This is a genomic window from Ruegeria faecimaris, from assembly GCF_900182615.1.
GTDB lineage: Bacteria > Pseudomonadota > Alphaproteobacteria > Rhodobacterales > Rhodobacteraceae > Ruegeria > Ruegeria faecimaris.
On the sequence record NZ_FXTE01000001.1, the window covers coordinates 119,229 to 140,359 of the forward strand.

Below are 21,131 nucleotides of genomic sequence, written 5' to 3' on the forward strand. Positions count from 1 at the left end.
GAACGCCCGGTTGCGGGTTATGTTGTGTTCGCTTCATTTGTCAGGTGGTGGTGGACCTGTCAAGGGCCGGCGCGAGGGGCCAGCCCCTCGCGCTCCCCGAGGTATTTCTGGCCAGATGAAGGGGGATCTGGGAATTGCACTTGGGGGTGGGGCGTGCATGATATCGGAAAAAGAAAAGAGGGTGTCATGGCAGCGACGAATTTTCTGGAAACGGCGCAGGGACGGCGGCTGGCCTATCATAAAAGCGAGGGCACCGGGCCGACCATCGTGTTTCTGGGCGGGCTCAAATCCGATATGGAGGGCACCAAGGCGGTGCATTTGGAGGCCTGGGCGAAGGGGCGTGGCCATTCATTTCTGCGGTTCGACTATTCAGGTCACGGTGAAAGCGGGGGCACGTTCGAAGAAGGATGCATTGGTGACTGGCATGAGGATACGCTGGCCGCGATCACGGAATTGACGGATGGACCGCTGATTGTTGTTGGCTCGTCCATGGGGGGGTGGCAGGCGCTGCTGTTGGCCAAAGCGCTGCCAGATCGGATTCAGGGAATGGTGACCATCGCTGCTGCGCCGGATTTTACCGAGGACGGGTATTGGGCTTCATTCTCGGAAAACCAGAAACAGGCACTGGAATCTGTTGGCCATGTAGAGCTGCCTTCGGACTATATGGAGCCTTACATCGTGACCAAACGGATGATCGAAGATGGTCGCCAACATTTGGTCCTGCGCAAGCCTCTGCATCTGCCTTTTCCTGTGCGGTTTTTGCAAGGTACCGAAGACACAGCGGTTTCAACCGGAACAGCAGTGCGCCTGATTGAACATGCGTTCGGGCCCGATATGCGCCTGTCATTGATCAAGCACGCCGATCATCGCTTTTCGGATGGCCCATGCCTGGGGTTGATCGAACAAGCCGTTCTCGATGTGATGGCAGCCCAATAATGCGGATATTGGGTCGCGTTTTTCTGACATTGATCGTTGCGTTTGGCCTGATCTATTGGTTTGGCCCGCGTGAGAAGGTTGATCTGGCCCCAACATTTGACGCGCGCAAATTCGGTGAAGGGGTGCAGGTCTATTTCGAAAGTGTGGAATCTGCATTCGCCGACATCATTCCGGGGGTCGAAAAGCGAGTTATTTGGCAAGAGGGCTATAAAGAGCAGCGAACACCTGTTTCGATTCTGTATCTGCACGGGTTTTCTGCATCATCCGAAGAGATCCGACCGGTTCCCGATCTGCTCGCCGAAACGTTGGGCGCCAATCTGGTCTACACGCGGTTGCAGGGTCATGGTCGCGGGGGGGATGCAATGGGTGAGGCGACGGCCTCGGGTTGGATGCAGGATCTTGCCGAAGGGCTGGCTGCCGCACGGGCGGTTGGGGATAAGGTCGTGGTGATTTCGACATCAACCGGCGGCACGTTGGCAGCTGCGGCCGCACTGAATGAAGAACTGAGCCAAAACGTTGCAGGGATCGTATTTGTTTCTCCGAATTTCGGCGTTAAAGCGGCCGGAGCATGGATACCCGGATTGCCTTGGGCGCGCATTTGGTTGCCCCTGATTATGGGTGAAACCCGGGGCGTCGCAGGGGTGAACCCGGAAATGAACAAATTCTGGTCGGCGGTCTACCCTTGGCAGGCTGTGGTGCCGATGACAGTGCTGGTGGATGTGGTCTATGCGCTGGATTTTTCAGACGCAAAGGTTCCCGCGTTGTTCTGGTTCTCGAATGAAGATCAGGTCGTGCGTGCCGACCTGACCCACGAGATTGCCAAGGTATGGGGCGCCCCTGCGTCGGTTGAGCTGGTAACAATGGGGCCCGGGGACGATCCTAATTCCCATGTGATCGCCGGGCGGTTGATGTCTCCGGGGCAGACCGACGATGTGGTGGCTGGTATTCTGAGATGGCTGAATACCTTGGGGATCGAGTGAGGAAGAAACAATGCGCAGACCAGGCAGTATGTGGAGCCTTGAAACCCTCGGTCGTGTGCGTCTGTCCCGCCATTTTTTCATGCGCGATTTTCTGTATTCGGAAATAGGAAATTTTCACGAAAAGCAGAATTTTCCTGACGATCCCGACCTTGCCATCGAAACCGGAAAGGCGCTTTGCGAAACCCTGCTGGACCCGCTTGAGGAGACCTTTGGCCGGATTGCCGTACGATCCGGCTATCGCTCGGCATCATTGAACCGTTTCGGCAATGAAAACCGGCTGAATTGCGCGCGAAATGATAACCCGCTGGAATGTCACATCTGGGATCGCGCGGTGGGTGATGATCGGATTGCCGGTGCATCGATCGTGATCCCATGGTTTGCGGATCAATATGAGGCGGGGCGGGATTGGCGGGATTTGGCGTGGTGGATGCACGACCATCTGGAATATTCCGAAATCTGGTTCTTTCCAAAACTCTGTGCTTTCAATCTGGTCTGGAGGCCTGTGCCTCATAAGCGCATCGACAGCTATATTGCGCCGCGGGGCTGCCTTCTGCACCCAGGAGGCGCGCCTGGCGAGGGTGACCTTGAGCGGCAAAGACGATATGCGGACTTCCCCGCTTTTCGCGGTATCCGCTACCCCTGAACTTTAACTTGCCGAACCATACAAAACCTCTCATCCTGAAACTAATGACGACGATTTGAGTGACTTTTCCAAAGGAGGCGTTGTTTGATCGAGCCGTTGGTTCTTTTACCCGGTTTGATGTGTGATGCGCGGGTATTTGAGCATCAGATGCGCGCCCTGTCACGTGATCGCGCCGTGACGGTCGCTTCGGTTTCGACTGCTGAACGGATTGAAGAGATCGCGCGGGGCCTATTGGTTCAGTTGCCACAACGCTTTGCATTGGCGGGCCTAAGCCTGGGCGCCGTAGTCGCTTTGGAAATTGTCCGATATGCACCCGAGAGGGTGTCGCGCTTGTGTCTGATGGCTTCGGATGCGCATTCGGAATCGCCCCAGACCGCAGCCGCGCGGGAGGAGCTGTTGGTCGCCGCCAAGATGGGTCGGTTAGAGGAAGTGATGCGTCGGCTGATTGGATCGGATTCGCTGGCCCCGGGGCCTCGACGTATTCCCATTCTTGCTGATGTCATCTCGATGGCGTTAGATTTGGGCCCGCAGGTGTTCGAGCGTCAGATTCGCGCGCTGCAGCGTCGCCCGGATCAGCAGGGCAACCTGCGCCGGATCACGGCCCCGACTTTGGTGCTATGTGGGGCGCATGACACGGTTGTTCCGGTGCGAAGGCATGCGTTCATGGCGGACCTGATCCCAAATGCAGAACTGCACGTCATCAAGGATGCAGGACATTTGCCTACGTTGGAATCGCCTGAAAATGTCACCGAGGCGCTGAAGACCTGGCTCAGCGTGAAGCCGGCGCTGGATTACGCGTAGAGCGCTTTACGCTGTTCTTTGCTTAGAATGACCGGGGTTGATATCGTCTGGCCCGTATGCTGATCAAAGAACGGGGTGTCCCTCCAGCTGCCAGAAAGCCGGGATTTTAGTACCCGCGTGACAATCCCGGCGACAGCGTAACCCAGTCGCTTGTGTTTGTGTTTTCCATCGGCCTGCGGAATGAACCCTTGGGTCGTAACCGGCCCTAAACAGTCCGGATCGGAAACTCGTTTCACATCAAAGCCCGCAAACGGAAATTTTGGAGTATTTGATGTCGTCGCCAGCGGCGCATTGCAGCAGCTGGCATACCAGCGCAGCATCCCCTTGGGGCCAAGGCGCATCGCGGCCAGGTGTTCTATGCCGCCGTCGATCCTTATTTCTTCAGGGGCCATTTGGAAAATGTCCACCGGTTCCGGCGCAGGGTTCGGTTGCCCGAAATATATCTGCGCGGCCCGGCAATCACGGCAAAAGCAGACTACATGCGTTCCGTACTGAACGCCTCTGGCTGTAATGCTGCCAAAGAGTTTTCCACAGTTGCAGGCGAAAGCCGTCTGTTTGGCGACTTTCTTTCCCATCGGCGTTAGGCCACTTTGTTGCGGTTGGCCGCTTTGCGCGAGGGTTTGCGGGCGTTGGCGTTCATAAATTCGATCACCAATGGGCGGATATTGTCGCGCCAGCTGCGGCCGGCGAAGATGCCATAATGACCTGCGCCAGGTTCGACATGGCTGGCTTTTTTCGAATCCGGCAGCCCTGTACACAGCTCGAGCGCAGCAATGCACTGGCCAGGGGCCGAGATGTCGTCATTCGCACCTTCGACTGTTTTGACAGCAACGTTTGTAATTTTGCCGATATCCACCTTGTGCCCTGCAACAACGAACTCGTTGCGCGCGATTTCGCGGTTTTTGAAGACGCGTTCGACGGTCGAAAGGTAGAACTCGGCGGTCATGTCCATGACGGCGAGGTATTCATCGTAGAATCTGTTATGGGCATCGTGATCCGAAGCCTCGTCCCGCATAACCCTCTGGATCTGCTCGGAAAACGCCTGAGAATGCCGGTCCGAATTCATCGACATGAACGAGGCCAACTGCAGCAGGCCGGGATACACCATGCGCCCGACGCCCTTATACTTGAAGCCGACGCGCTGAATCATGGTTTCTTCCAGCTGCCCCATTGTCACGCGGCGGCCAAAATCAGTCACGTCGGTAGGTGTGGCATCCGGGTCAACAGGTCCGCCGATCAATGTCAGCGTGCTGGGTTGGGCTTTGGGTTCGACCTCGGCCAGATAGGCTGTGGCGGCCAGAGTCAGCGGCGCCGGTTGGCAGACGGCTACAACGTGGGTGTCCGGTCCCAATTCTTTCATGAAATCGACAAGGTAAAGTGTATAATCCTCTACATCAAACTTACCTTCGGACACGGGGATATCGCGCGCATTATGCCAGTCTGTGATATAAACTTCGCAATTCACCAAGAGGCTTTTTACGGTGGACCGAAGCAAAGTGGCGTAATGTCCAGACATCGGGGCGACCAACAGCACCTTGCGGGGCTGTTCGGCGCGGCCATTGACACGTATATGTATCAAATCACCAAAAGGGCGTTCGATCACCGGGACAATATCGACCAGATGATCCTTGCCGTCTGCGCAAGTGAATGTACGGATTCCCCAGTCGGGTTTTACAACCATGCGCTGGAACGTCCGCTCAGTCACCTCGCCCCAGGCGGCCATCATGCTGAACGCAGGGTTGGGCACCATCGAAAACAGCGGATAAGAAGCCATGGCACTTGCCGTAGCACCCATCCACTGATTGGTGTTGCGCAGCGTTTCCATAAGATCGTAGGTCATCATGTAGCGCATGAAATGGGCCTCCTGAGTGTCAGCCTGATAATTCGGACCATTCGTCGCTTTGCCCCCCGACGCCCACGACGTTATTCTGCATAGCAGCGAGGTTAGGGTGGAATTGTTAAAATGACAACAAGTGAAGATAACGCGCCAGAGCTGTCCGAGGAACACCTTGAACGGATTAGAGAAAATATGACGAAAGTCGAAGAATTGTCGAAAAGGCTGATCGATGTGATGGCTGGCAAAGAGGCGCACACTCCCGCTTTGGACGGTCCGAATCAAGATCTTTTCGCAAGAGCAGCAACTTCGTATTTCGCTGAAGCGTGGCAGAATCCCGCCAAGCTTCTGGAACATCAGGTCGCCTTCTGGGGACAATCCGTTATGAACTTTGCTGAGGCTCAGCAGGCGCTGGCCGCCGGCGGGGTCGAGGACAGCGAACCCGGACCCAAGGATAAACGGTTCTCAAACCCTCTTTGGGACACCAATCCCTATTTCCGGTTTATTCGCCAGCAGTATCAGACAAACGCCGATGCAATCGCGCAGGCGGTTGCTTCGGTCGACGATCTGGACGGCAAGGACAAGCAGAGGCTGCATTTCTTTTCGCAACAGATCATTGACTTGATGTCTCCGACGAATTTTCTGGCCTCCAATCCCGACGCGCTGGAAAAGGCGGTCGAGACGGAAGGGCAATCGCTGATCAAAGGGCTAGAGAATCTAGTTGCGGACCTAGAAGCCAATAATGGTGAAATGGTTGTCAGACTGGCGGATGAATCCGCGTTCAAGCTTGGCGAGAATATCGCGACAACTCCGGGCGACGTGGTCTATCGCAACAGGCTTATGGAGTTGATCCAGTACAAACCCACGACCGAGACCGTACACGAGACCCCGATCGTTCTGTTTCCGCCCTGGATCAACAAATACTATATTCTGGACCTTAAGGCGCAGAACAGCCTCATCAAATGGGTGACCGAGCAAGGCTATACCCTGTTTGTTGTAAGTTGGGTTAATGCGGATGCTTCTCATGCCGAGGTCGGTATGGGCGACTATGTCGAAGAGGGATTTCTGACCGCCATCGAGACCGTCAAGTCGATCTGTAAGGTCAAGCAGGTCAATGCGGTGGGATATTGCATTGCCGGCACCACGTTGAGCTTGACGCTGTCCCTGATGAAACAGCGTGGCGACAAATCCATCAAATCGGCGACCTTCTTCACAACCTTGACCGATTTCGGTGAACAGGGAGAATTCACGCCGTTCCTACAGAATGACTTTGTCGATGGCATTCAAGAACAAGTGACAAAAGACGGTATCCTAAAAGCATGGGTCATAGGTCGTACCATGTCGTTCCTGCGATCGAATGACCTGATCTACGGCCCTGCCATTCGAAGCTATATGATGGGCGAGACCCCTCCGGCGTTTGATTTGCTCTACTGGAACGGGGATGGCGCAAATCTTCCGGGCAAAATGGCAATCGAGTATTTGCGGGGGCTTTGCCAGAGAAATCAATTTGTGACCGACGGTTTCGATTTGCTTGGGCACAAACTGCATATCCGCGACGTTGATGTTCCTTTGATGGCCATCAGCTGTGAAACCGACCATATCGCCGCCTGGAAAGATTGTTATCGGGGTGTGCAGCAGATGGGGTCACGTTCGAAGACGTTTGTCGTTTCGGAATCCGGTCACATAGCAGGCATCGTGAACCCGCCGAGCAAGAAGAAATACGGCCACTACACAAACCCTGATCTCAATGCGGATGCCGATGCGTGGATGAAAGAGGCCGATTTTCATAAAGGGTCCTGGTGGCCGCAGTGGGAAGCTTGGCTGAAGAAGAGATCCGGCAAGCAGATCCCCGCGCGCCAAGTGGGCGATTCGGGATACGCTTCCCTGGCCGAGGCACCAGGAACCTATGTTTTGGTGAAGGCAACAGATTGATTTTTAACAGTTTAGAAAAATATTGCTGCAGTGCAGCAAGAAAAAACTTGCAATGCTGCGATGCAGCAACGATATTGTCCTCAAGCTGATGAAGCCCGGGGTTGGCCCGGATCGGCAAGCAAAGGATTTGGACAATGGCAAAGACTCAAGACTTTACCGCGACCCTGAAAGACATGATGGGTGCATTCCCTGTTGACACCACCGCTCTGGAAGGTGCGTTCAACACCACCGCGACCCTGAACGAAAAGCTGTCGGGCGTTGCTCTGGAAGCGGCTGAGAAATCCGCTGAGATTTCGAACAAATGGACCAAGGAAACCCTGGCCAAACTGTCCGATATGTCGAAAGCGAAATCTGACCCTGCAGATTACGCAAAAGCTGCAACCGACTACGCAAGCGCGTCGGCTGAAGTTGCTGCTGAAAACCTGGCTGCTTTCGCTGAAATCGCGAAAAAAGTTCAGTCGGAAACCGTTGAGCTGCTGATGGCTGCTGGCAAAAACGCTGCAGAAGACGCAACTGCCGTTGTCAAAAAAGCAACCAACGACGTGTCCACTGCTGCGAAAAAAGCAGCTGGCGCCAAGTAAGGTAAGATAGCGAGGCGCACCCACTCCTCCCATTTGGTGCAATCGCGTTGGGCAGGTCGAAAGACCTGCCCTTTCTTTTTGTTCTGCACTCGCATAATCTCTGCTGCAATGCATCATTCCTTGGGGAGGGTAGACGGTGTCAGAACAAGAAAAACCGTTGCTAATCAAACGATATGCCAGCCGTCGGCTGTATAACACTGAAACCAGTGACTATGTCACGCTCGAAGATATTGCGGCATTCATACGTGACGGTCGCGAAGTTCAGATCATAGACCTGAAGACTGGGGATGATCTGACACGGCAATATCTGCTGCAAATCATTGCCGAGCATGAAAGCCGCGGTGAGAATGTCCTGCCGGTGAACGTGCTGAACGATCTTGTGCGTAGCTATATGTTGCCGGGCGGAGGAGTGATGCCGCAATTCCTGCAAAGCTCGTTCGAAATGCTGCGCGAAAGCCAAAGCAAAATGATGGAAAACATGTCTGCGATGAATCCGATGACCCAGATTCCGGGTTTCGAAGCACTGCAAGCGCAGCAAAAGGCATTTCTGAAGGCGATGACCAGCGGCATTTCCGGCAGTTGGTCCGGTCCGGAAACGGATAGCGAGGCCAAACCCCAGTCGAGTGAGGATCTGGACGACATCAAGAAGCAGTTGGCGGAGTTGCAGCAAAAGCTGTCTAAACTGAACTGAATTTGTCCACACAATGAAATAGGCCCGCCGCTGGCGGGCCTTTTCGTTTGAATTCAGCTTGTTCAGGTTCCAAATGCGATTTTCGGGGCGGTAATTTCCCCTACTGAAGCCAACAGAATATCAGCGATCACATCCAGTTCCGCGCCTGTCAGGCGTACAGGCAGGCGCACGTCGCAAGCTTTCATCAGCATGTTTCGCGTTTGTGGCAGCTCGGTCTGTTCCGGCAGGAATTGCCAGTTCCAAAAGGCACGGGCGTTGTCTTCACTCAGGCCGAATACCTGAACTTTCACCCCGCGTGCTTCGGATGCTGCGGCAAAGGCGCGGATATCATCATCGCTTAGGTCAACCAGATTGAACTGGATCGAGTCCGGCGCCCGGCGCTCTGGCACCAGCGGGGCAGGCACGTTGATATAGGGCGATGAGTTCAGGCGCTCTGCCACATAGTCGTGGTTTTGCAACCCATCGTGGACACGGCGTGCCAATTCAGGCATCTGGGGACGGATTACTGCAGCGCTCAGGTTGCTCATCCGCAGGTTATACAGCGGCAACTGGTTCTGCCAGCGGCCAAAGGCCTCTTTGAGTTCCGATGAGTTGTCGCCACGCGGACCTTTGTGTTTCTTCCAGTTATGTTCGTAGGCGCCGGACATGATCACGGCACGCGCCACCAGATCAGCGTCGTCGGTTATCAGAATGCCACCTTCGCCCGCATTGATCATCTTGTAGGACTGAAACGAGAAACAGCCGATCTTCCCAATCGTCCCAATATTGCGGCCATGCCAAGTTGTCCCCAGCGAATGGGCTGCGTCCTCGATCACCGGAATGTCGCGCGCGCTGCACAGAGTCATGATCGCGTCCATATCCGAAGTATGTCCGCGCATATGGCTAATGATCACGGCCTGCACGTTATCCAGTTTGGCGGCAAAGTCATCCATGTCGATGCGATAATTGTCACCCACCTCACACAATACGGGGATGCAATCCGCATGTATGACCGATGAGGGCACCGCCGCAAAGGTAAAGCCCGGTATCAGCACCCGCGCGTCCCGCGGCAAACCCAGCGCCTTGAGCGATAGGAACAGTGCCGCCGAGCAGGACGATACAGCCAGCGCGTATTTCGTGCCCAGCAGTTCCGCGAATTCCGACTCGAGCAGCGCAACCGGAGCGTCCTGCGGCGCAGTGTAGCGGAACAGGTCGCCTGACTGCATCAGGGCATCAATGGCGTCGCGGGCGGCCGCGGGGATGGGTTCGGCGTCATGGACGTTCGGAGGCAGCGTCATATTTGGCATTCCTGAATTCTATCTTTGGGAAAGATAAAGCTAATGAAGTGTCAATCCAAGCCCTTAATCTTCAGGGTGGCGAAATTTCACTATTCTGTCGTAGTCAGAGAGACACTGGTTGGCTTACCCCGCGTAGCGGGAAATTCTTTTGAACTTGCAACTTTGGGGGAAGTAAGGTGGCAATGGATCTTCTTTGACGTTGTTCTCGTATGATGGGTTGGATCACTGCATTGACTATCATTCGTTTGGCCCTTTGGGGCGCGCTTTCAACTTTCGCTTCGGCGGTTCACGCAGATTATCTTCTGTCGGATGGCACTGAAGTTGCGCCGCTTCAGATGTTTCAGGAATGCGATGTTTGCCCTGAGATGATTGCCTTGCCTATGGGTGAGTTCATGATGGGTGGACCACCGGGAGAATCGAAACGAAACTTTCATTGGGATGAAAAAGGGCGCCGACCCGCGACAGCGGAAGAGCCGTATATCGCGCATCGTGAAGGTCCGGTTCATAGCGTCAGAATAGATCTGTCCTTTGCCATGGGACGTAACGAGGTTACCCGTGATGAGTGGATGGCCTGCGTTGAAGATGGGGGATGTAGCAAATATGTGCCGGAAGATTTTGTAATCGGCGATAGTTTTGAGCGCATAGATCTTACGGGCAATCATCCAGTGAATGATGTGTCTTATTTGGATGCTTTGGCTTACACGGATTGGCTGAACAAAAAACTCGGGATAGATGCCTACCGCTTACCAACGGAAGCCGAATGGGAATATGCCGCCCGTGCCGGAACGCAGACTCCTTTTGCGCAAGGAGAGGAAGTTACGACGGATCAGGCCAATTTCCATGCCAAACCGACAGAAGAGATGATTGGTGAAAAGCGGCCGGATTTAGTGTGGCGCGGTTACCCAGTTCGCGTTGATGAACTTGATGCCTCCAATGCTTGGGGTCTTCAGCATATGTCGGGGAATGTCGGGGAAAGAACGATGTCCTGCTGGACAGCGACGCACCCGGGTTGGTCGACTTCCAGCCAGCACTTAGAGATGGCGAGATCAGTCGATTGTCACAGGCGGGTTGTAAAAGGCGGTTCTTATCCATTTGCTATGGATTTTTCGCGCGCTGCAAGTCGCGGTGGGGCGGGCATTGATTGGCGGTCAAAATTGACGGGCTTTCGTATCCTGAGAGAGTTTAAGTGAGTTTCTCTGACAATCTCGAAATCAGAATCCCAGCCGGTCCCGCAGGGAGAACCATGTCATCGCCAGCACCAGCAACGGGCTGCGTAGGGCTGCGCCGCCCGGAAAGGGCAGGGCGGGTACGCGGGACATGGTGTCGAACCCTTCGGCTTGGCCCTGAATGGCCATCGCCATCAACTGCCCGGCATGGGTCGCCGTGCCGACCCCATGGCCAGAATAGCCCGAGGCCGACAGGATATTGGGCGCAACCCGTGTCAGGTAGGGCATTCGCCGCATGGTGATGCCCAGAGTACCGCCCCAGGCATAGTCGATCTTTACATCGCGCAGATGCGGGAAAATCTCGGTCATCGGCTTGCGCACCTTGGAGGCGATATCTGTGGGGAAGCGGTAGCCATAGCTTTCCCCGCCGCCGAATAGCAGGCGGTTGTCGGCGCTGAGGCGAAAATAGTTCACCACAAACTTGGTATCAGCGACGGCGACATCCCGGGTCAGGACACGGGCGGCATCGGTGCCCAAAGGCTCGGTCGCGGCGATGAAATTGTTGATCGGCATGACGCGCGACGCCACTTTGCCGTTCAGATCGCCGAGATAGCCGTTGCAGGCCAGAATGACGTGGTTGGCCGTCACCTTTCCCTGCGGGGTTTGCACGATGGCCGGATCGACTTCGTCGATCCCGGTGACCTCGGTGCTTTCAAATATGCGCACGCCGGCCTTGGCTGCGGCATCAGCCAGCCCCAAGGCAAAGTTCAGCGGGTGCAGATGCGCCGCCCCCATGTCCAGATAACCTCCGCGATAGGTTGGGGATGGGCACAAGCCATGCGCCGCGCCTTCGTCCAGCAGCTCCATATGGTCATACCCATATCGCGCGGACAGATGCGCCGCGTGGTCGTGGAGGTCTTGCTGATCCCCGGTGCTGAGGCCCAGAACCGCCACGCCCGGTTTCAGATCACAGTCGATTTTGTGCTTTTCGATCAGCGATTTGACCAGATCCTTGGCATCTTCGGCCAGATCCCACAGCTTAGCGGCATCGTCATCGCCGACCAGGCGTTCAAGGTCTTCCTGATCCATCCGCTGGGCGCTGCCCAGCTGCCCGCCATTGCGGCCTGACGCTCCGAAACCAACGCGATGCGCCTCAAGCAGCACGACGTCGAACCCGGCCTCGGCCAGATGCAGCGCGGCGGACAGGCCAGTATAGCCGCCACCGACCACACAGACATCCGCTTTGGTATCCCCAGCAAGCGCGGGAAAACGGTCGAGTGTGTTGGCCGTCGCGGCATACCAGCTGGCCGGATACTCGGCCTTGCGGTCGTTGGAATAGAGGAGATTCATCGCGGCTTAAACGTTCATGAGCAGGTGCTCACGCTCCCACGGAGAGATGACCTGTAGAAATTCTTCATACTCGGCACGTTTGACAATGCCATAGACGCGGGCAAATTCCGGACCCAGCACCTCGTGCAGGGCGGTGGCCTGATCAAACAGGTCCAGCGCATTGCCCATGACCTGCGGGATATCACCGTCACCTTCGTAGGCGTCGCCATAAAACTGACGGCGCGGACGTTCTTGCTGGGTCAGGCCGAGATAGCCGCAGGCGAGCGACAAGGCGATGCCCAGATAAGGGTTGCAGTCCATGCCTGCGATACGATTTTCAACGCGCCGCGCCTCGGGGCCGGACAGGGGAACACGGATGCCGGTCGTGCGGTTGTCACGAGCCCATTCCAGATTGATCGGCGCGGCATGGTCTTTCACATAGCGGCGGTACGAGTTCACATAAGGTGCCATGACTGCCAGGCCTGCAGGCAAGTGGTTTTGCAGCCCTGCAATGAAGTTATAGAATGCATCCGTTTCGCCGCCCTGAGGTCCGGAAAAGATATTCTGTCCGGTTTCGATCTCGGTGATCGAGTGGTGGATGTGCATGGCCGATCCGGGCTCATCCGCAATCGGTTTCGCCATGAAGGTCGCAAAGCAGTTGTGTCGCAACGCGGCTTCGCGGATCAGGCGTTTGAAATAGAACACTTCATCTGCCAACTTGACCGGATCACCATGGCGCAGGTTGATTTCAAGCTGTCCGGCGCCGCCTTCCTGGGTGATGCCGTCAATCTCGAATCCCTGATGTTCGGCAAAGTCATAGATGTCGTCGATCACCGGGCCGAATTCATCCACCGCTGTCATCGAATAGGCCTGCCGCGCGGCCGCCGGACGACCCGAACGGCCCATCATCGGTTTGATCCCCTGCGCGGGGTCGACATTGGGGGCGACCAGAAAGAACTCCATCTCTGGCGCGACAATCGGTTTCCAGCCTTTGTCGTGATACATTTTTACGACGCGCTTCAACACGTTGCGTGGGCTGAACGGGATCGGCTCTCCGTCCCGGTCATAGGCGTCGTGGATCACCTGCAGTGTCCAGTCACCCGTCCAAGGAGCAGCGGAAGCAGTCGAAAAGTCAGGCTTAAGGATCATGTCCCGTTCAATGAAGCCGTCCTCTCCGGCGGCTTCGCCCCAGTCCCCGGTGATAGTCTGGTAAAAGATACTATCGGGTAGATGGAAGTAGGACTGGCGTGCAAATTTGGTGGCCGGAACCGCTTTCCCGCGCGCGATGCCGGGCAGGTCAGAGATGATGCACTCGACCTCATCCAATCGGTGACCTTCAAAATAGGTACGGGCTGCCTGTGGCAGTTGTTCTGTCCAATCGGCCATCAGGCCCTCTCTTTCTTCAAAAACTCTGCCATGAACTGTCCGATCTTCGGACTGTCGTCGCGGGTGGGCAGGCGGTCGGCGGCGGCCTGCATCAGATTGTCTGGAACGACACCTTTGCCGCGTGTGTCCATCAGCCCTTCGATGAAGCTGTCGCCATACTCCGGGTGGGCCTGAACGGTCCAGATCGTGTCGCCATAGGCCAGCATGGCATTCTGGCAAAAGGCGTTCGAACCGGTTACTTGTGCACCGGCGGGCAGCTCTACCACCTGGTCCTGATGCCAGGCATTCAAAGTGACGGTCTGTCCGTCCAAATCGTAGTCCGTCCGCCCCACGGCCCAGCCCTGTTTGAACTTTTCAACTTTCCCGCCAAGGGCTTGCGCAATGACTTGATGACCAAAGCATATGCCGATCAGGGGTTTGCCGCTTTGATGGATGTCGCGGATCAGCGCTTCGAGCTTGCGAATCCAGGCATGGTCCTCATAGGCGCCATAGCGCGAGCCGGTGATGATCCATCCATCAGCATCGTCAAAACTTTGCGGAAAGTGATCGTCGACAACCGCATAGGTCACAAACTCAAAGCCGTTGCCATCCAGCAGCGCGCGAAACATGCCGTCATATTCACCGAACTGATCGTGCAATTCGTCAGGGGGGTGGCCGGTTACAAGGATACCGATTTTCATGGGTCACCAAATTTGATCAAATTTATTCTAGCTGAGCAGAACGAAGCGGGCAAGGGGGCTCAAACCGCCTCGAGATAACTTAGCCAATGCTCCTCGGGTGGGCGTTCGTCAAAGCGCAGGATCTCTTGTCGCTTTGTCATGGCAAGATTGCTGATCAGCGGGGCGGGAAAGATGCGCGCAACTTGCGGATCGGTTTCAAGGGCGGTGATGGCTGAAGCCCAGTCGCCAGCGAGTTGCGGCAGGCCGTCGATCTCATAGGCGTTGCCCGTGATCGGAGCTGGCGGTTCAGTTCCGTCCTCGATGCCGTTCAGCGCCGCACCGAGTACGGCGCTCAGCATGAGGTAGGGATTGATGTCACCACCAGCAACACGATGTTCGATCCTGCGGGCAGAGGGCGCGCCGCCGGGAACGCGCAGCGCGGCAGTGCGATTTTCATAAGCCCAGCATGCCTCAGTTGGGGCATGGGCGCCGGGGACAAGCCGGGTGTAGGAGTTCCCGTGCGGTGCAAAAATCAGAGTTGAACCAGGCATTGCGGACAGACATCCGGCTATGGCCGAGCGCAAAAGATCAGTGCCTTCAGGCCCGCCATTGTCAAAGATATTTTGCCCATCCTGGTCGACGACCGAAAAATGGACATGCATCCCATTGCCCGCATCCTGGGCATAGGGTTTGGCCATGAAAGTTGCGGTAAACCCATGTTTGCGCGCAAGGCCACGAGTCAACACCTTGAAAAGCAACGTATCATCTGCGCAGCGCATGGCGTCCTGATGGTTCAGGTTGATTTCAAACTGGCCAATCCCGCTTTCGGAAATGGCGGTTTGAGCCGGGATGCTCATTGCCTCGCATCCGTCATAGAGGTCTGTGAAAAAGGCGTCGAACGCATCCATTTCCGCCATGGACAGGACTGCCTCGTCGACCAACCGTCGCCCCGTCAAAGGATTGATCGGAGGCACCGGCCGTGCACCTGATGAGTCCAATAGCGTGAATTCCAGCTCGGTCGCCGCAACAACAGACCAGCCACGCTCGGCATAGCGTTGCAGCACCGAGGTCAGAGCATGGCGAGGGTCGCCGGCAAAGGGCTTGCCCTGATCGTCATACAGGGACATCAACACCAGCGCTGTTTCGGTTTCAAGCCAGGGAACTGGGACGGGGCCACGCTCGGTTGGCAGTAATATGCCGTCCGCGTCGCCTGATTCAAACACAAGCGGGCTATCCTCGATATCCGCGCCCCACAGATCAACGTTCAATGCCGAAAAGGGCATCCGCACCACACCTTTACTCAGCTTGTCAGCATAAGAAGGAGGCACGCGTTTGCCGCGCAGCTGACCGTTAAGGTCGCAGGCCGCTACGCGAAAACTGTGTAGGGCGTTCAGGTCCATCGGCGTCTCCATCACTCTGGTACCCCGAGGTTTAATCGACACAAAGCGCCTTGTCACGAAATTTGATCAAATTATCCCCGCGCCGTTTTTTCGGCGCGGGGTCGGGACCTTATGCAAAGCTTATGCCGTTCTCGGCCATCGGCAGATCGGCAATCAAGGTCCCCGACATTGCCTTGATTGCGTTCGCGAGCGCGGGGGCCGAGGGCGGCGTGCCGGGTTCGCCCACGCCTGTGGGGGCCTCGGCCGAGGGCAGGATGTGGACGTCGATTGTAGCTATATCGCCGATCCGAAGGGGCTCGTAATCCGGGAAGTTGTATTGATCCACGGAACCGCCGGTCAGTGTGATCTGATCGCGCATCACATGCCCGATGCCATAGCCAATCCCACCTTCCATCTGGGCACGCACCACGTCGGGGTTCACCGCGATACCGCAATCGACAGCACAGGTGACCTTTTCGATCTTGATACCGTCATCCGGATCGCCCGAGATTTCGACCACCTCAGCCACATAAGAACCAAAGGATTTGTGCACCGCAATACCTTGCGCTCGACCGGCAGGGACGTTGCCCCAATCTGCTTTCTCGGCCGCAAGTTTCAGAACTGAGGCCTTGCGCTGTTGGTCTGCATTACCCGCATCTGCCAGATGTGCGAGACGGAACTCAACCGGGTCACGGCCCGCGGCGGTGGCGGCCAAATCCATCATTGTTTCCATCGTATAGGCAGTGTGGGTATGTCCTACCGACCGCCACCATAGGACCGATGTGGCCTTGGGTGTGTCGGTCAGTCCAAGCGCTATCCCCGGAATATCATAGGGGCTGTCTGCGATGCCTTCGATCGAGCTGTGGTCGACGCCGTCATGCACTGCAACCGCTTCGAACGGGGTGCCCTTCATGATCGATTGCCCAGCGACCTGATGCTGCCATCCGACGATATTCCCCTCCGCATTCAACCCGACACGAACTTTGTGGCCGAATGCCGGGCGGTAATACCCGCTGCGAATGTCGTCTTCCCGCGTCCAGACCAGTTTGACCGGGCGCGAGCGGTCAGTGACAACAAAGGCCAACGCGGCCTCAACCTGATAGTCCGCATCCGGTGTTGCGCGACGCCCGAAAGACCCGCCGGCCAGCATCGTTCTGATGTGGATTTTCTCGGGTGGCAGCTGAAAGATTTGCTGATACGCCATGTGCGGGCCGGTTGGCATCTGAGCGCCATCATGCAGAACGATGTCACCCTCTGCTGTCTGTTCGATTGTGCAGTTCAGTGGCTCCATCGGAGCATGGGCGAGAAGCGGGTAGTAAAAAGTTTTTTCTACGACCGTATCCGCCGCGTCGATCGCCGCCGAAACCGTGGCAACATCTGCCTTGTTCACGTTATAGGCGGGCTCGGCATTTAGCGCGTCCATGATCTCGGCCTTGATCTGATCCGAGTGGCGGGTTTCAGCGCCGGACATGTCCCATTCGACCTCAAGCGCGTCACGCGCCTGAATCGCGGCCCAGGTATCTTCGGCATAGACCGCAACGCCCGCCTGATTGGGCAATGCAGCGGCGCTGATATAGCCTTTGACCTCTTTCGATGCGTTGTCGTCAAAGCTGATGACAACGCCACCGCGCGACTCCGGCCGCTTGATCATCGCAACCATCTGATTGGGCAGGTGGACATCCATGGCGTACATCGCCTGTCCGTTGCCCTTGATTGCCGAGTCCTTGCGGCGCACCGTTTCGTTTCCGATCAGCCGGAATTCTGACGGGTCTTTCAGGCGCGGCTCGGTCGGAGCTTCCAACAGCGACGCGGCTGCCACGAAATCGGCAATCGGTGCAGATTTCTCGCCTGCTTTGACGATGCCTTCCTCAATGGTGATGCCTGATGCATCTACACCCCATCTTTGGGCGGCGGCGTTGATCAGCATCTCACGGGCAGCAGCGCCCGCCTGGCGATATTGCTGCCAGGAGTTCGCCATTGCGGTTGACCCGCCGGTGCCTTGGAAGGGGCCAAACAGCAGATTGTTATAGACTTGGGGGTTAGAGGGCGCGAATTCGTATTCGATCTGGTCCATGGATAAACCGATCTCCTCGGCGATCAGCGTCGGCAGGCCGGTCGCAGGGCCCTGACCCTTTTCGAAATGCTTGACGATGGCGGTCACGGTGCCGTCGGCGTCAATCTTAACAAATGGGTTGAGCTGCGTCGTCTCGGACGAGGCCGCAGCCAGAACGCCATCGGGGCGGGCGCCAACCAGCAAGACGGCACCGGTTGCAGCAGCGCCTTTCAGAAAACCACGGCGAGAGGTGTTGATGGTCATGGATCAGGCCTCCAGAATTTCGGATGCGCGCTGGATACCGGCGCGGATGCGTTGATAGGTGGCACAGCGACAGGCGTTGCCAGACATGTAGTCATCGATTTCTTCAACGCTGGGCTTTGGGTTTTCGGACAGCAATCCGACCGCCGACATCACCTGACCCGACTGGCAATAGCCGCATTGAACCACGTCCAGCTCGACCCAAGCCTGCTGGACAGCAGCGCCGATATCATTTTCGCCCACCGCTTCGATCGTGGTGATTTCGGCACCTTCGACATCCTCGATATATGTCTGGCACGAGCGCACCGGCTCTCCGTCCAGATGCACGGTGCAGGCCCCACAGGACGCGACACCGCAGCCGAACTTGGTTCCTGTCATCTTCAGTTCGTCCCGGATTACCCACAGCAGGGGCGTGCCGGGCTCGGCCTCGACCGTGTGGGTCTGGCCGTTCAGTTTCAATGTTAAAGCCATTGGGGGATCTCCTGTTGGGCTGGCTACCTGAATCGGTAAACTGGCGGGTTTACCTTAGGCAGGGGGGCAGGGCGTTGTAAACCCGAGAGTTTACCTAGCGTTTGACCGGTTCATGTCAAAGGGTCTATAGCTTTGGAGCATGAATGACCTCAGCGCACCGAAAGCATCAAAGCATGCCCAGATCATCGAGGCTGCCGTAGCTGAATTCCAGGAAAAGGGGTTCTCGGCAGCCAGCATGGATCGGATCTCGGCAAGGGCCGAGGTCTCCAAGCGCACGTTGTACAAGTATTTCGAAAGTAAGGAAAACCTGTTCCGCTCGATCGTGGTTGAGCTGTCGAACCGCTTCTCTGAGGTGTTGGATATCAGATACGAAAAGGGCCGGGAAATCCAAGAGCAACTGACCGATCTGGCCTGGGCCGAAGGGCGCATACTGATGTCACCCGAGGTGATGGCGATGTCGCGTATGGTGATCAGCGAAACCTTGCGCAATCCCGACCTTGCGGTCGCCGCGCAGGGCAAATTGGACAAAACTGCCATCTTCTCGGCCATGCTTAAAGATGCGGCAGAGGATGGTCAGCTACGCATCGATAACCCCGACATCGCGGGTCGTGAATTCATCGGTTTAATCAAAAGCCGCGCATTCTGGCCCATGGTATTTTGCGGGTCTGTACTTAGTCAGGACGAAATGTCTGATACCATTCAGCGTAGCGTCGAAATGATGATTTGCCGGTACGGTGTCGACAATCGGTAACGCGGTTGGCAGACACAAGGACGGCCCCTTTCGAATATGCTAAACCCCGGGCTGCCCGATTCGATGGGCAGGAATTTGCGGTTTCGATCCGTCTGATTGGATACCGGGTGCGACGAGGACTCAGCATTGAATGACAAGGTAAGACAAGCCGCACGCCTGAGCGTCGCCCCTATGATGGATTGGACGGACAGGCATTGTCGTTATCTGCATCGGTTGCTGAGCACCGAGTCGCTGCTGTACACTGAAATGGTAACAGCGCCTGCGTTAGTTCGGGGTGGTGCGCTGCATTTGCTGGACCACAACCCGCAGGAGCATCCCGTGGCCCTGCAACTGGGCGGGTCGAACCCTCAGGAATTGGCACAAGCGGCCCGGTTGGGGGCGGATGCTGGTTATGATGAGATCAATCTGAATTGTGGCTGCCCGTCTGATCGAGTGCAATCTGGCACTTTTGGTGCGGTGCTGATGAAATCCCCTGACCGCGTTGCGGATTGTGTTGCCGCAATGCGCGAAGCCGTGGACGTAGATGTCACGGTCAAATGCCGCATTGGAGTCGACGACCAACAGCCCGAAGACATTTTGCCTGAGTTTCTGAGCCAGATCAGGCAAGCGGGATGCTCTCGGGTCACAATTCACGCGCGCAAAGCCTGGCTGCAAGGGCTCAGCCCCAAGGAAAACCGGGATATACCGCCTTTGGATTATGATCTCGTGCATCGGATGAAGGCGGAATTCCCGGATATGCACATCTCTATAAATGGTGGCATTGCTGATCTGGAACAGGCGCGCGGGCATCTGGATGCAGGGCTGGATGGTGTGATGATCGGGCGGGCTGCGTATCATCAGCCGTCAGATGTTCTGTCCACAGCGGATCCTGTGATTTTTGGGGTCGGTCAGGCCGCCGACCCGTTTGCTGTTGTCCGGAAAATGGTGCCTTATATCGAATGCCATCTTGCTGGCGGAGGGCGCTTGCACCAGATTACGCGACATATGCTTGGCCTGTTCGCAGGACGGCCGGGTGCGCGGGCTTGGCGACGGACCCTGTCTGAAGGTGCAGTGCATGACGGGGCGGGCCCCGAGGTTATGTTGCAGGCACTGGATCATGTCGCGCCTCTGACCGAGGCCTGAATGGTGGCAATACGGCAAAAGGTCGGTTGGGGGGAATGATGCCCGAAGTAATGTTGCTTGCTCAGATGCTGGTTCTTCTGCTGGTGATCGGAGCGCTGGCAGGCGTTTTGGCGGGTCTGTTGGGTGTCGGCGGAGGCATCGTGCTGGTCCCTGCTTTTTTCTATGCGTTTCAGACCCTTGGGTATGGCGGCCCGCAGTTGATGCAGCTGTGCCTCGCCACCTCACTGGCAACGATTATCGTAACCTCACTACGGTCGGTTCTGGCACATAACAAAAAGGGTGCCGTTGATTGGGATATCCTGAGCAGTTGGGGTCCGGGCATCGCCATCGGTGCGGTGTTGGGCGTGATGGTGGCATCCGCTCTTCGGACCGAGGCATTGCAGGCCCTGTTCGGTGTATTGGGTATGGTGATTGGTGCCTATCTTGGTCTGGGTAAATCCGAATGGCGGCTTGGAGACGCCATGCCCAAGGGCCTGAAACGCGCTCTCCTGTCGCCCTCGGTCGGCTTCCTATCCGTTCTGATGGGTATCGGCGGCGGCAGCTTTGGCGTGCCGTTAATGAGCTTGTTCAACACGCCAATTCACCGGGCTGTCGCCACGGCGGCCGGGTTTGGCGTGATCATCGCTGTGCCCTCGGTCATGGGGTTCCTGTTTCTCGAAATTGCCCCTGAACACCGCCCGCCCTTTACCATCGGCGCCGTCAATCTGATTGCCTTTGGGATTGTGGTCGCCATGACCATGATCACTGCGCCCTGGGGCGTAAAGTTGGCCCATGCGATGGATCCAAAGCCGCTCAAGCGGATATTCGCGGTCTTCCTGACTCTGGTCGCCCTGAATATGTTGCGCAAGGCGTTGGGTTTTTGAGTTCTTTCGAGGAAAA

20 protein-coding genes are annotated in these 21,131 nt (G+C 56.5%); 11 read left to right on the top strand and 9 right to left on the bottom strand.

Going from position 1 to position 21,131, the window contains the following annotated elements:
* The first annotated feature begins 186 nt into the window (after positions 1 to 186).
* From FN806_RS00600 to FN806_RS00615, 4 genes are all read left to right on the top strand, one after another.
* Positions 187 to 936: an alpha/beta fold hydrolase gene (locus FN806_RS00600; RefSeq protein ID WP_142632991.1), complete on the top strand. Its 750-nt coding sequence runs from the start codon at positions 187 to 189 to the stop codon at positions 934 to 936.
* Entirely contained in the window at positions 936 to 1,916 is a 981-nt protein-coding gene (locus FN806_RS00605; RefSeq protein ID WP_142632992.1) for an alpha/beta hydrolase, read from the top strand. Before FN806_RS00600 ends, FN806_RS00605 begins: the two co-directional genes overlap by 1 nt.
* Before the next feature lie 28 nt (positions 1,917 to 1,944).
* Positions 1,945 to 2,559, top strand: a complete 615-nt coding sequence (locus FN806_RS00610; protein ID WP_142635076.1) for a hypothetical protein — start codon at positions 1,945 to 1,947, stop codon at positions 2,557 to 2,559.
* An 84-nt stretch (positions 2,560 to 2,643) separates the two neighbouring features.
* Positions 2,644 to 3,360, top strand: coding sequence for an alpha/beta fold hydrolase (locus FN806_RS00615; RefSeq protein ID WP_142632994.1), 717 nt, complete (start codon positions 2,644 to 2,646; stop codon positions 3,358 to 3,360).
* On the opposite strand, the gene FN806_RS00620 is transcribed toward FN806_RS00615, so the two are convergent.
* Together FN806_RS00620 and phaZ are read right to left on the bottom strand one after the other, a co-directional pair.
* The gene (locus FN806_RS00620; RefSeq protein ID WP_142632996.1) at positions 3,351 to 3,935 is read right to left on the bottom strand and encodes a DUF6151 family protein; all 585 of its coding nucleotides are present in this window, start codon (positions 3,933 to 3,935) and stop codon (positions 3,351 to 3,353) included. The genes FN806_RS00615 and FN806_RS00620 overlap by 10 nt on opposite strands.
* 5 nt (positions 3,936 to 3,940) lie before the next feature.
* A complete protein-coding gene (phaZ, locus tag FN806_RS00625; RefSeq protein ID WP_142632998.1) occupies positions 3,941 to 5,212 on the bottom strand; it encodes a polyhydroxyalkanoate depolymerase in 1,272 nt (423 codons plus the stop codon).
* Positions 5,213 to 5,323: 111 nt separating this feature from the next.
* Between phaZ and FN806_RS00630 the strand changes: the two genes are divergently transcribed.
* The 3 genes from FN806_RS00630 (at position 5,324) to phaR (ending at position 8,398) form a co-directional block, all read left to right on the top strand.
* Positions 5,324 to 7,126 (top strand): PHA/PHB synthase family protein, encoded by a 1,803-nt coding sequence (locus tag FN806_RS00630; RefSeq protein ID WP_142633000.1) that lies wholly within the window; start codon positions 5,324 to 5,326, stop codon positions 7,124 to 7,126.
* A 134-nt stretch (positions 7,127 to 7,260) separates the two neighbouring features.
* The gene (locus FN806_RS00635; protein WP_142633002.1) at positions 7,261 to 7,707 is read left to right on the top strand and encodes a phasin family protein; all 447 of its coding nucleotides are present in this window, start codon (positions 7,261 to 7,263) and stop codon (positions 7,705 to 7,707) included.
* A 136-nt stretch (positions 7,708 to 7,843) separates the two neighbouring features.
* Positions 7,844 to 8,398, top strand: coding sequence for a polyhydroxyalkanoate synthesis repressor PhaR (gene phaR, locus FN806_RS00640; protein ID WP_142633004.1), 555 nt, complete (start codon positions 7,844 to 7,846; stop codon positions 8,396 to 8,398).
* Between the two features lie 62 nt (positions 8,399 to 8,460).
* Here phaR and FN806_RS00645 read toward each other — a convergent pair whose 3' ends face one another.
* Positions 8,461 to 9,675 (bottom strand): DegT/DnrJ/EryC1/StrS family aminotransferase, encoded by a 1,215-nt coding sequence (locus FN806_RS00645; protein WP_142633006.1) that lies wholly within the window; start codon positions 9,673 to 9,675, stop codon positions 8,461 to 8,463.
* 209 nt (positions 9,676 to 9,884) lie between these two features.
* Here FN806_RS00645 and FN806_RS00650 point away from each other — a divergent pair, with 209 nt between their 5' ends.
* On the top strand, positions 9,885 to 10,865 hold the full coding sequence (locus FN806_RS00650) for a formylglycine-generating enzyme family protein (protein ID WP_142633008.1): 981 nt from the start codon (positions 9,885 to 9,887) through the stop codon (positions 10,863 to 10,865).
* A gap of 21 nt (positions 10,866 to 10,886) precedes the next feature.
* Here FN806_RS00650 and FN806_RS00655 read toward each other — a convergent pair whose 3' ends face one another.
* From FN806_RS00655 to FN806_RS00680, 6 genes are all read right to left on the bottom strand, one after another.
* A complete protein-coding gene (locus FN806_RS00655) occupies positions 10,887 to 12,191 on the bottom strand; it encodes an NAD(P)/FAD-dependent oxidoreductase (RefSeq protein WP_142633010.1) in 1,305 nt (434 codons plus the stop codon).
* A 6-nt stretch (positions 12,192 to 12,197) separates the two neighbouring features.
* Complete coding sequence (locus tag FN806_RS00660; RefSeq protein WP_142633012.1) at positions 12,198 to 13,556, bottom strand: glutamine synthetase family protein; 1,359 nt, start codon at positions 13,554 to 13,556, stop codon at positions 12,198 to 12,200.
* Positions 13,556 to 14,236, bottom strand: a complete 681-nt coding sequence (locus tag FN806_RS00665) for a type 1 glutamine amidotransferase (protein WP_142633014.1) — start codon at positions 14,234 to 14,236, stop codon at positions 13,556 to 13,558. The genes FN806_RS00660 and FN806_RS00665 overlap by 1 nt, the downstream gene beginning before the upstream one ends.
* Before the next feature lie 59 nt (positions 14,237 to 14,295).
* Positions 14,296 to 15,615, bottom strand: coding sequence for a glutamine synthetase family protein (locus FN806_RS00670; protein ID WP_142633016.1), 1,320 nt, complete (start codon positions 15,613 to 15,615; stop codon positions 14,296 to 14,298).
* Between the two features lie 109 nt (positions 15,616 to 15,724).
* Positions 15,725 to 17,911, bottom strand: a complete 2,187-nt coding sequence (locus FN806_RS00675) for a xanthine dehydrogenase family protein molybdopterin-binding subunit (RefSeq protein ID WP_142633018.1) — start codon at positions 17,909 to 17,911, stop codon at positions 15,725 to 15,727.
* Positions 17,912 to 17,914: 3 nt separating this feature from the next.
* Entirely contained in the window at positions 17,915 to 18,379 is a 465-nt protein-coding gene (locus FN806_RS00680) for a (2Fe-2S)-binding protein (protein WP_142633020.1), read from the bottom strand.
* Positions 18,380 to 18,518: 139 nt separating this feature from the next.
* Between FN806_RS00680 and FN806_RS00685 the strand changes: the two genes are divergently transcribed.
* The 3 genes from FN806_RS00685 (at position 18,519) to FN806_RS00695 (ending at position 21,115) form a co-directional block, all read left to right on the top strand.
* Complete coding sequence (locus FN806_RS00685; RefSeq protein ID WP_142633022.1) at positions 18,519 to 19,130, top strand: TetR/AcrR family transcriptional regulator; 612 nt, start codon at positions 18,519 to 18,521, stop codon at positions 19,128 to 19,130.
* A gap of 126 nt (positions 19,131 to 19,256) precedes the next feature.
* The gene (gene dusA, locus FN806_RS00690) at positions 19,257 to 20,252 is read left to right on the top strand and encodes a tRNA dihydrouridine(20/20a) synthase DusA (protein ID WP_281286214.1); all 996 of its coding nucleotides are present in this window, start codon (positions 19,257 to 19,259) and stop codon (positions 20,250 to 20,252) included.
* Between the two features lie 38 nt (positions 20,253 to 20,290).
* Positions 20,291 to 21,115 carry a sulfite exporter TauE/SafE family protein gene (locus FN806_RS00695; RefSeq protein WP_142633025.1) on the top strand — a complete coding sequence of 275 codons (825 nt, stop codon included), beginning with the start codon at positions 20,291 to 20,293 and terminating at the stop codon, positions 21,113 to 21,115.
* Positions 21,116 to 21,131 lie beyond the last annotated feature (16 nt).